The organism is Vibrio sp. 1180_3 (genome assembly GCF_029478545.1).
Lineage (GTDB): Bacteria > Pseudomonadota > Gammaproteobacteria > Enterobacterales > Vibrionaceae > Vibrio > Vibrio aestuarianus.
The window spans coordinates 1-510 of sequence record NZ_SJFM01000164.1 but is presented as its reverse complement, the minus strand read 5'-3'; the positions used below and the strand labels follow the sequence as shown (position 1 = coordinate 510).

Sequence of the window (510 nt, the reverse complement as noted above, 5' to 3'; positions counted from 1 at the left end):
AGTTTAGCCCATGAATGGTCATGCTCAACAACGTATTCAGAGCCTACTTGAAAGTCAGCTGTAACATTCAATTTAGTGAACCGACCTACATCTTCTGGATCGACAAGTTCAACGTGGGTGAGTGTGTACGGCTTAGTTGAGCCATTATTACGTGCATGTTCAACTGCATTAAGTGATTCGCGAACCGCTCCATCACCAATAGCATGAATATGCGCGCTGTAACCAACCTTATCCAGAGCATCTAACCAAGTTTTCATTTGGCTGGGTGGAATATAATTAATTCCGTAAGGTTCGTCTGGAATGTAAGTATCTAAATATGGTGCCAGCGTTTTTGCTGTACCGTTTATTGTAATACCATCGCTATACATTTTTACTTGATCAATTAATAGCAAACTCGATGTATCACTTGATTGGATTTTCTTTAGAAAAGCTAGTTGCGGTTCCATAGAATCAGCAGGATAAATCCAAGGGCGCAACGACACTCGTGCGGTCAGATTACCGTCTTTTTCT

The 510-nt window shown here is 41.2% G+C and carries 1 protein-coding gene; it reads right to left on the bottom strand.

Annotated features, from left to right (window positions below):
- A partial coding sequence (locus tag EYW48_RS21400; RefSeq protein ID WP_277433067.1) for an amidohydrolase family protein occupies window positions 1–510 on the bottom strand: 510 nt, incomplete at both ends.